This window comes from Thermoanaerobacterales bacterium (assembly GCA_030019475.1).
Classification (GTDB): Bacteria; Bacillota; Desulfotomaculia; order Desulfotomaculales; family JASEER01; genus JASEER01.
Map to the genome: position 1 here is coordinate 42260 of JASEER010000015.1, position 9611 is coordinate 51870.

The window sequence follows — 9611 nt, forward strand, 5'->3', positions numbered from 1 at the left end:
TTGCGCGGGTTGATTACAGCCATCCGAACCTTGACGGTCGTACCTGTCCCGGGACGCGACGCCTCGCGGCTGGCGGACGCGCTGCCGTACTTTCCTGCGGTCGGGGTCATCCTTGGGGGTCTCGTAACCCTTGGGGGGCAGGGGTTGCTGGCCGCCGTCCCCGGGTGGACGGCAGGGGCGGCGTCCGTCATGCTGCTGGCGGAAATGCTGCTGACGGGGGCGATCCATACCGACGGCCTGGGCGACGCCGCCGATTCCCTGGGGGCGGGACGCGACCGGGGGCGGGCCCTGGCCATTATGAAAGATCCCCGGCAGGGCAGTTTCGGCGTCGTAGCCATCGCCCTCTCGCTGCTGTTTAGATGGGTAGCCTACGCACGCCTTCTGGAAGGGGCCGACGGATGGGGACTCGTTATCGGGGCCTTTGCTGTATCGCGGGCGGGCACAGCTCAATTGGCCGCCTTCCAGCCTTACGCCCGAGCGGAGGAGGGAACGGGCCGGCCCTTTGTCGGCGAAGGGCGTATCCTGCCGGTGGCTGCGGGGTGGCTGATTACTGCGGGAATCGCCGTGTTTATTGCGAAGTGGGCCGGCTTGGTGGCATTGGGCCTCGGTACGGGTTTTGCCTGGGCTTTTGGGTGTTGGTGCCGGGGGCGTTACGGCGGCGTAACGGGCGATCTGCTGGGGGCACATACGGAAATATCTCTGGTTCTCGCCCTGTTTTTACTGGCTGTCTTGCACCGGTAAAGGCCTCGGGCGCGCCGCCTGCCGGCGTACCCGGGGCCTGTTCAATTCAGCGTGGTGAACCTCCCGGATTACTCTTCGACCTCTTCCTGGACCCGGTCGTGGTCCGCACCGTTGTCAGTTTCACTCTCTGCCGCGCCGTCCTCCGCCTGGCCCCCCTCTTCCTCGTCACCGGCGTTCTCCCGGGCCAGGACCTTGCCGTCTCCGGCGTCGACCTTAACATCCTTTACTCCCTGGGTCGTCTTGACCTCCACGCTGTAGACCAGGTTCCCGTTTTCGTTGTCGAGTTCGGTCTTCAGCGCCGTTCCCGGCACGGCGGCCAGCGCGGCGGCCTGCGCCTGTGCGGGGCTGATCTTCGCCTTCCCCTGCAGGGCCGCGGCCTCGGCGGCCTCATCCGCGGCGTCCTTCGCCTGCTCCTCGTTCTTGTCCTGCGGGTCGGCGACCTGGATGCCGGCCCGATAGGACGGTTGCTCCTGCCGCTGTTCCTGGGCGACCGCAGCCGGGGCGGCCTTTGCCGGCGCGTTCTGCGCCCAGGCGGCGCTCAGCCCGCCCGCGCCGCCGAGCAGGAGCACGCCGGAAGTGACGTAAGCCAGGATTTTCTTATTCATGGTGATCCCCCTTCAAAGTATTATTCACTGTTCGTTCCGGCACTGTTCGTTCCGGACTGTCCCATCGCTGTTGGTGTTCCCTCACACCGGTCAACCCTCCTTTCCCTGGATTCCCTGCCGGTGTTTTTCCTCGGCAGGGATAATGTAACCCGGGACGATGAGAAGGACATTAGAAGAGGATTGGAAAAGGATTAGAATTGACTCTAAGCGTTTTCTAATCTCCAGGGTGTACAATCGGTCGGGGTGAAGTGACGGTGAACGAGCAAACGGAGACGGCGCGCATCCTGATCGTCGAGGACGAAGCCAGCCTGGCGCGGGCCCTGCAACTGGAACTCGAACACGAGGGCTACCGGGCGGAGACGGCCGGCAACGGGTACGAGGCCGCGGCCCGGGCGGCCGAGGGCGGCTGGGACCTGATCCTGTTGGACATCATGCTTCCCGGACTGGATGGCTTCGAGGTCTGCCGGCGGGTGCGGGAGCGCTCCGCCGTGCCGATCATTATGCTGACGGCGCGCGACGCCACGGGAGATAAGGTGACCGGCCTGGACGCCGGAGCGGACGACTATGTGCCCAAGCCCTTCGCCATCGAGGAACTGCTGGCGCGCATCCGGGCCCGCCTGCGCCGCGCGGCGCCCGCGGGCCGGGACGGGGACCGGCTGGTGGTCGGCGATCTCGTGATCCGCCGGGACACCCGGCAGGTCGAGCGGGCCGGCCGGCCGGTCGCCCTGACGCGGCGGGAGTTCGATCTCCTGGCCTACCTGGCGGAGAACGCCGGGCTGGTCCTGACGAGGGAAATGATCCTCAACGGCGTCTGGGGCTACGACTATTACGGGAACACGAATGTCGTGGACGTTTACATCCGCTATTTGCGGGCGAAGGTCGACGAACCCTTCGCGACACGTCTCATTCATACGGTGCGCGGCATCGGCTACACCCTGCGGGAGGAGGGCTGAAGGGGTGCGCTCGCTTTCATGGCGCCTGACACTCTGGTACGCCGCGGTCCTGCTGACCGTCCTGTCCATCTGCGGGGCGGTGGCCTTTTGGGGGGTGCGCTATATCCTTTTCACCGGGGCGGCGCGCGAGGCGGAGGCGGCGGTGGCCACCATCCAGCGCCTGACGGGAGGGGGTAACGAGCAGGGTGACTACAATCATATGGATCTGGATGATCCCGAGTTCGCGACCGTTCTGGGAAGTAACCTGTTGTGGGTACAGATCACGACGCCCGACGGCCGGGTGTTGAACCGCTCCCACGCGCTGCAGGGTGATGTGCGGGCCCCGGCCTACCTCGGCCCGGCCGTACAGGGGCGTCTGGGGGATCAGGACGTGATCCTGGTCGGCGGGCAGCTCGCCGACGGGGTGCGCCTGCAGGTGATCCGCCCCCTGGAGCGGGAGGAGAAGTTTCTCGCCACCCTGACCAGGGTTTTCATCCTGGTGGCGCTGGCCGGCCTGGTGCCGGCCGTCGTCGGCGGGCGGGCCATCGCCCGCGCCGCGCTGCGGCCGGTCGAGACCCTGACCCGTACGGCACGGGACATCACGGCCAGCGACCTGAGCCGGCGCATCCCCCTGCGCGGACCGCGCGACGAGCTTTACGTCCTGGGGGAGGCCGTCAATGCGATGCTCGGACGCCTGGAGGACGGCTTTTCCCGCCAGCGGGAGTTTGTCGCCGCGGCTTCGCACGACCTGCGCACCCCGCTGACCGTGGTCCGCAGCTACGCCGACCTCCTGGCCCGCTGGGGCGGGAACGACCCCCGGGTCGTCGCGGAGTCGTCCCGGGCCATCGGCCGGGCGGCGCAGACCATGGAACGGCTGGTCAACGATCTGCTGCTCCTCGCCCGCGTCGACGCGCGGCCGCCGCTTAAGACCGCGCCCCTGGCACTGGACGAACTGGCGCTGGAGACGGTGCAGGAGGCCGGGGCCGTGGCCCCGGGGGTGGCCGTGGAGCTGGGAGCGGTGACCCCGGTCACGGTGACGGCCGACGAGGCCTGCCTGCGCCGGGCCGTATGGGCCCTGGTGGACAATGCTATCAAGTACGGCGGGGGGCGGGTGACGGTCTCCGTGGCCCGCGACGGCGGGGAGGCCGTTCTGGCCGTGGCCGACAACGGCCCCGGCATCGACGCCGCGGACCTGCCCCGCATCTTCGAGCGCTTCTACCGCGCCGACCGCGCCCGCGGCCGGGAGGGCGGCTTCGGACTCGGCCTCTCCCTGGCCCGGGGCATCGTCGAGGCGCACGGGGGACGGCTGGAGGCGGAGAGCGCGCCCGGCCGGGGCAGCCGGTTCACAATCCGGCTCCCCGCGGCCCTCGTGTCCGCCTCCCGTCCGGGCGAAGAAACGGGGACCGCTCATCACGGGGGGCCGAGGCAACGTCTGTAGCTCTTTGATGCCCTGTTGTTGTCCCGGGCAATTATGAGGGCCTTGCCGCTGCGGCAAGGCCCCTGGCCGGTCAACTATACGGTCTGCGGCTACACGCCTTCGCTGGTGGACTTGTCGTTTCTGACACAAAACTCGTCAACAAAGCTGGGAACGAGGTAGATCAGGGCCGCCAGCCCCAGGCCGGCCATATAGGCCGAAAAGGTGGTCCCATGGATCCCCGCCACGGTCTCCATCCCGTAGGCGAAAAACGAGTAGACAATGAGTGCCGATCCAACAACCAGGGATAGGAACGTCCGCATAACCTGAGCCCTCCCTTCGATTATTGAAACCAACCTCATGTTTGACGATAGCCCCCGCCGGTGATGGGGTCAAGTTGCAAAAGACTTTCGAAAAAGGGCTTTAGGACAGGTTGAAGACCTTAGACCGCCCCGCAGCGGACCGCAAGGCCTGTAAAAGGAAATCACCATGGTTTCGCCCTTTCATAAGGCAAGATAACACCGGCACGCCGGCCCGATCAGGGCAACGGCCGGAACCCGACCGCCAGAGGACCACGCGGACCAACCAGGTATTCGAGCGCCCGGAGGAGAATAGACCTGGGGTTAAGGTAAGGGAGGCGCGGAACTTGATTACGTCGATGAAGGTCACGATGGTCTGTGAGAACACGGTGGGCACGCCGGCCGGCCTCACCGGGGAGTGGGGGCTGGGTATGCTGGTGGAGATCCCGGGGCTCACGGTCCTTTTCGACACCGGCGCCCAGGGCGCCCTGGTCCCCAACGCGCGCACGCTGGGCATCGATCTGGACAGAGTCGACGTGGTGGTCCTGAGCCACGGCCACTACGACCATACCGGCGGCCTGCCCGCCTTCCTGCGGTACCGCCGCCGGCGGCTGCCCGTCGTCGCCCACCCGGACGTATTTACCCCGAGGTTCATCCGCGAAGACGGCGGGTTGCGGCACATCGGGGTGCCCTTCCGGCGCGTGGAGCTGGAGAGCCTCGGCGCGGACTTCCAGCTCGGGGCCGGCCCGCGCGAACTGGCGCCGGGCCTGTTCGCCGGCGGGGAGGTGCCGCGCCGCCTGAGCTTTGAGAAGGGCGACCGGCGCCTGGTGCTGCTGGACGGGGAACGGGAGAAGCCCGATCCCCTGCGCGACGACCTTTCCCTTTACGCCGTAACCCCCCGGGGGCTGGTGATCATCCTCGGCTGCGCCCATGCCGGAGTGGCCAACATTGTCACGCACGCCCGGGAGGTTACGGGCGTGGAAAGGGTGCACGCCATTATCGGCGGGACCCACCTGGGGGCGGTGGACCCGGCACAGCAGGAAGCCACCGTGGACTACCTGCGGGCGCTGGACGTCGAACTGTTGGCCGCCAACCACTGCACGGGGCTCCCCATGGCCGCCGCCCTGGCGCGCGTTTTCCGGGAGCGTTTCCGCTTCGCCCCGGCGGGGAGCAGGTTCGTTCTGCCTTTTGGGTACTAGAAAATAGGGCCCCGGGAGACCCCGGGGCCCGTGGCGGTCGCCTCGGTGCCGGCCTACCTGGCGGTCAGGGCGCGGACGAGCATAGATGCCGCCTCGCCCCTGGTGACCGTGCCCTCGGGGCCGAACCGGCCGCCGGCCTGCAGGGTCAGGTAGCCCATGGCCAGGGCGGCGGCGACGTAGCCGCGGTCGGCCTGGGAGACGGCCGCCGCGTCGCCCGCCTTAAGGTTGAAGATCTCGCCGTGGCGCGCCAGCGGCCCGAAGCCCTGGCTGTTGACCAGCCAGCGCGCCGCCTGCAGCCTGGTTACCGGGGAAGCCGCCTTGATATCCTCGCCGGCGGCGATAATCCCCAGGGCGCGGGCCCGTTCGATAAGCTGCTTGTCGTCCTCTTTGGCCAGGGGCCGGTACCCGTCCCGGTCGGCGGAGGCGACCAGCCACGCCAGCAGTTCGCCGCCCGTGACCCGGTCGTTGGGCCGAAACCGCCCGTCCTCGGCCGAAACAATGCCCTGGTCGGCCAGGAGCTGGATGTCCCTGGCGGCCGGGTGGCCGGCGATGTCCGTAAACTCGGCCTTGCGGCCGGCGACCGGCTTCCCTTCACTGTCCAGTTCCTGGCCGGTCCTGGCGTCCAGGACTCCCATCGGCCAGCCGGTGGGGTGGTAGACCAGGAAGTACTTGGGCCGGTCGGGGCCGTCGGGGTAGCGCTCGAAGGCCCGTGCGTACTCGAGCAGCAGCGGATGCTTCTCCAGGTAGAGGGCAGCCGCCTTGGCCTTGTCGATGAGACCGGCGGGCGCCGGGAAGGATGTGTCCCACCACCCCATGTTGTAGTTGGTGACCTCCCCGGTGGTGGAATTGACGGTCACGTTAAAGCCGTTGGCGGGGTACACGACGCCGTTCACCAGGCGGGCGTACTCCAGCGAATAGGCGCGGGGACTCTCGTCGCCGAACTTGGCCCAGGGGCCGATATCCTTATTGCAGCGGCGGAACGTAACCTGCCCGGCGCGTTCCGGCTGTTGTTGCTTGATGAACTCCTCCGCGAGCTTCCGCGCCTGGTCCTCGCTGACCTTTACTTCGGGCTTCTTCAGGTAGTCCTCGGGATCCAGGTTTTCATAGGTGGAAAAGCCCAGCAGTTCGCCGGTGGCGGCGTCGACCCGGATCTCGACCGTGCGCTTCTTTTCCTTGTTACTGTAGCTGAAGTTCCAGGCCTTGGCCCCCGGCACCTCCCAGTTCTGCCACAGGCGCTTGCCCGTGAGCTGCATTCCGTCCGGCAACGGGTAGGCCGCCTCGGCCTTCGCCTGCGCCTGCTCGGCGGTCAGGAGCCGCCCCAGCTTTTCCACCGCCGCCTGCTCGGCATCCGAGAGGGGCTCCTCCTTCTTGGCGCGGGAGTACATCGGTTCCCCGCCGCCCCCGCCGTAGCCGCCGATGTCTAAATGGTACGGCCCTTCCCGGGGGTCCTGCACTTTGCCGGTGAGGGCGTCCAGGATGAAGTTCCCGTCCTTTACCTGGTAGACCAGCTTGGGACGCTCTCCCGTATCCCGGTCGCGCGGGCCGTAGTAGGCGTAGGCCAGCTCCAGGCCCTGGCCGGTGAAGATCGCCGCCGCGCGGTCGGCCGAGATGCGGCCCGAGGGATCGGGCACGTCCAGCTTGTCTTCCCAGTTGACGTTGAAGTGCTGCATCTCGCCGGTTTCGGCGTTGACTACCACCCGGATTTCGTTGCCGGTGACCGGGATGCCTTTTACCGTCCGCGCGAAGGTGAAGTTGTAGACCACCGGGTAAGTGCGGTCCTTCAGCGGGAAGATAATGGGTTCCTCAAAGGGCCTTTCCGGCACCAGCTTGCACTGGGCGAACTTCTCGGGGAGTAGCCCGCGGGCCACCTTCTCGGCGACGGCCTGTGCCTGGGCCCTGGTATAGGCCGGCATTCCGCTGTAGCGCCCGGACGGCGAGCCCTGCCATATGTTCAGGTGAATGATCTCGCCGGTGTCGGCGCTGATCGTCACGTTGCACGATCCGCCCGGCTCTCCTTTTTTGCTCCAGCGCAGCTCCCATACCCCGCGGCCTTCGTACTCATTGTAATCGGAGTTGAACTCGTCGAACCTGCCGACGTCGGGGTAGGCCTCCTTGGCGATCCGGATGGCCTGTTCCAGCGTGACCTTGTTCTGCGCCGCGGCCGACGCGGCAACGGCCGGCGCCGGACCCGCGGCGAGCGCCGGTGCCGGGAGCGCCCCGGGCAGGAGCAGGCTGGCGGCGGTCACGGCCACGACCAGCCGCCGGCGGCACCCTTTAAGCAAAGCTATCCCCTCCCTGTCAAATTTTTCATCGCATATATTTAAGGCCGTTCACCGCCGAAAAATGACAGGTGCCGGCCAAATGATAAAGGCCCCCGGGCGGACCCGGAGGCCGGTCGCGGATTAGTCCGTGGGCCGTGCTTCAGTCGTAGCAGCCCTTGCGCAGTACCTTGTACATGACATAGACCGAGGCGAGCCAGAGGAATGCCAGCCCCACGAGGGCGATCGCGGCGGCGACGGGCTGGGCGGCCGCTGCGGCGGCGATCAGGGCCGCGCCGTAACTGGTGAAGAGGACGGCGTTGACAATAACGGCGACCACGGCGAGGAGGGCCAGGACGCACTTGTTCACGTTGCTCCCCCCTTTCCTTTGGGTTCGGAGGGCCCTCTCCATAGCATATGCCGCACCGATGCCAGGAGTTACCACCAGGGAGGAACCGGGGGCCGGAGGGCGAATAGGGACCGGGAAAGCTGTGGCGCGACGGGGGTGGAAGCGTTGGACGCACCGGCCGGATCGACGGGCGAACTGCTGGCTGCGCTGAGCACGGCTCTGGATTTCACGGCCCGCGGCCTTTCGGCTCACCACCGGCGGGTGGCCTATGCCGCCCTGGAAGTGGGGAAGGCCGCCGGCCTGGGGACCGCCGAAACCGGGCGGGTCTACACCGCGGCACTGATTCACGACCTGGGGGCGCCCACTTTTGTCGAAAAGATGGAGCTGCACCGCTTCGAGGTCGCCAGCCCCTTCGAGCACTGCGCGCGGGGAGCCGCCCTGGCGGCGGCGATTCCCGGCCTGGAAGGAGTGGCGGAGGTCATCCTCAGCCATCACGACCGCTGGGACGGCGCCAACCCGAGCGGCCTGGCGGGGGAGGCCGTTCCCGTGGAGAGCCGGCTCATCCACCTCTGTGACCGCCTGGATGTCCTGATCGACGCGAAACACTACATCCTGGACCAGGCAGACGTCATCCTGGCGCGCCTGAAGGACGGCGCGAAATCGCTCTTCGACCCCCTGCTGTACGAGGCCCTCGAGGACGTGGCGGCGCGGGAGTCTTTCTGGCTCGACCTCGTCTCCTGGAACCTGCCCGAGCTCCTGCGGGAGAAAGCAGGTCCGCCGGTGCCGGAACGGGACGGGGCCGCGTCCCTGGCCGGCATCGCCGGGATGTTCGCCCGCGTCGTCGACAGCAAGAGCCCCTTCACCCACCGGCACTCCCGCCTGGTGGCCCGGGTGGCCGGGGAGCTGGCCGCGCGCCTGGGCTTCGGCGCCGCGGAGCGGGAACGGGTGTATATCGCCGGGCTCTTGCACGACCTGGGCAAGCTCTCCGTCCCCGAGGCCGTCCTCGACAAACCGGGCCGGCTGGCGGCCGCCGAGTACCGCGTGATCAAGCGCCATACCTATTACACCTACCATATCCTGCGGCGGGTTCCCGGCCTGGAAGAGATCGCCGGCTGGGCGGCCTACCACCACGAGCGCCTCGACGGGCGGGGCTACCCTTTCCACCTGCGGGGGCAGGAACTGTCGACCGGCGCCAGGCTGATGGCCGTCGCCGACCTCTTCGCCGCCCTGGTCGAGGACCGTCCCTATCGTCCGGGCCTGCCGCGGATGCAGGTGGAGAGCATCATCCGCGACCAGGTGCGCGACGGCGCCGTCGACGGGGACATCGCCAGCGTCCTGCTGGCCGGCTACGAATCCTTCGCCGCCCTGGACGAGGTCTTTCGGCCATGACAGGGTGTTCCACCGGACTTTCATACGGGTTTTGGCATCTGGCCAAAGACGCTCATTATAAAAGTGCAGGGCTCCAACTTGGATATCGAGTCCTTGATGGAGAGTGCCCGGCGCATAAGGGTCGATAGGCGGTTACGGGCGCTCCTTGCGAAAACGACATTGCCAGGGGGGCCGGACGCGTAAGACTGCAACGTGTCAGTTAATCCAGGGCCTTCCGTTTGGGTGGGTCAATTCCCTACCGGTGCCAGTGGGTCAAAGAGTAAGTCGTTGACAGGGGTACCAGTATCAGACCAGGAGCAAACACCAGGTTTACCACGACGGCGTCTACGACCCCAGCTCTCCAAAGATATGCTACAGCAGTGTCATAACCGTGAAATAGCACTCTCTCACCGGCCAGGCTCTCCCGGTCAGTTGTTGTTTGTCGG

The 9611-nt window shown here is 67.2% G+C and carries 9 protein-coding genes; 5 read left to right on the plus strand and 4 right to left on the minus strand.

Annotated features, from left to right (window positions below):
- Positions 1–741 (plus strand): adenosylcobinamide-GDP ribazoletransferase, encoded by a 741-nt coding sequence (cobS, locus tag QMC81_05725; protein ID MDI6906972.1) that lies wholly within the window; start codon positions 1–3, stop codon positions 739–741.
- A gap of 68 nt (positions 742–809) precedes the next feature.
- Here the strand turns inward: cobS and QMC81_05730 are convergent, their stop codons facing one another.
- Positions 810–1346 carry a PepSY domain-containing protein gene (locus QMC81_05730; GenBank protein ID MDI6906973.1) on the minus strand — a complete coding sequence of 179 codons (537 nt, stop codon included), beginning with the start codon at positions 1344–1346 and terminating at the stop codon, positions 810–812.
- Between the two features lie 254 nt (positions 1347–1600).
- Here QMC81_05730 and QMC81_05735 point away from each other — a divergent pair, with 254 nt between their 5' ends.
- Both QMC81_05735 and QMC81_05740 read left to right on the plus strand, forming a co-directional pair.
- Positions 1601–2299: a response regulator transcription factor gene (locus tag QMC81_05735; GenBank protein MDI6906974.1), complete on the plus strand. Its 699-nt coding sequence runs from the start codon at positions 1601–1603 to the stop codon at positions 2297–2299.
- A gap of 4 nt (positions 2300–2303) precedes the next feature.
- Entirely contained in the window at positions 2304–3716 is a 1413-nt protein-coding gene (locus QMC81_05740; protein MDI6906975.1) for a HAMP domain-containing sensor histidine kinase, read from the plus strand.
- Positions 3717–3805: 89 nt separating this feature from the next.
- Here QMC81_05740 and QMC81_05745 read toward each other — a convergent pair whose 3' ends face one another.
- A complete protein-coding gene (locus QMC81_05745) occupies positions 3806–4015 on the minus strand; it encodes a hypothetical protein (GenBank protein ID MDI6906976.1) in 210 nt (69 codons plus the stop codon).
- Positions 4016–4338: 323 nt separating this feature from the next.
- On the opposite strand from QMC81_05745, the gene QMC81_05750 reads away from it, so the two are divergent.
- Positions 4339–5190, plus strand: coding sequence for an MBL fold metallo-hydrolase (locus QMC81_05750; protein MDI6906977.1), 852 nt, complete (start codon positions 4339–4341; stop codon positions 5188–5190).
- A 53-nt stretch (positions 5191–5243) separates the two neighbouring features.
- On the opposite strand, the gene QMC81_05755 is transcribed toward QMC81_05750, so the two are convergent.
- Together QMC81_05755 and QMC81_05760 are read right to left on the minus strand one after the other, a co-directional pair.
- Positions 5244–7472 (minus strand): PepSY domain-containing protein, encoded by a 2229-nt coding sequence (locus QMC81_05755; protein MDI6906978.1) that lies wholly within the window; start codon positions 7470–7472, stop codon positions 5244–5246.
- A gap of 139 nt (positions 7473–7611) precedes the next feature.
- Positions 7612–7818: a hypothetical protein gene (locus tag QMC81_05760; protein MDI6906979.1), complete on the minus strand. Its 207-nt coding sequence runs from the start codon at positions 7816–7818 to the stop codon at positions 7612–7614.
- A gap of 144 nt (positions 7819–7962) precedes the next feature.
- On the opposite strand from QMC81_05760, the gene QMC81_05765 reads away from it, so the two are divergent.
- Complete coding sequence (locus QMC81_05765) at positions 7963–9186, plus strand: HD domain-containing protein (protein MDI6906980.1); 1224 nt, start codon at positions 7963–7965, stop codon at positions 9184–9186.
- Positions 9187–9611: the final 425 nt, after the last annotated feature.

Bases quoted from the DNA above. Each gene is read 5' to 3' on its own strand.
- QMC81_05730 (MDI6906973.1), bottom strand. From the start codon at position 1,346: ATGAATAAGAAAATCCTGGCTTACGTCACTTCCGGCGTGCTCCTGCTC.
- QMC81_05745 (MDI6906976.1), bottom strand. From the start codon at position 4,015: ATGCGGACGTTCCTATCCCTGGTTGTTGGATCGGCACTCATTGTCTAC.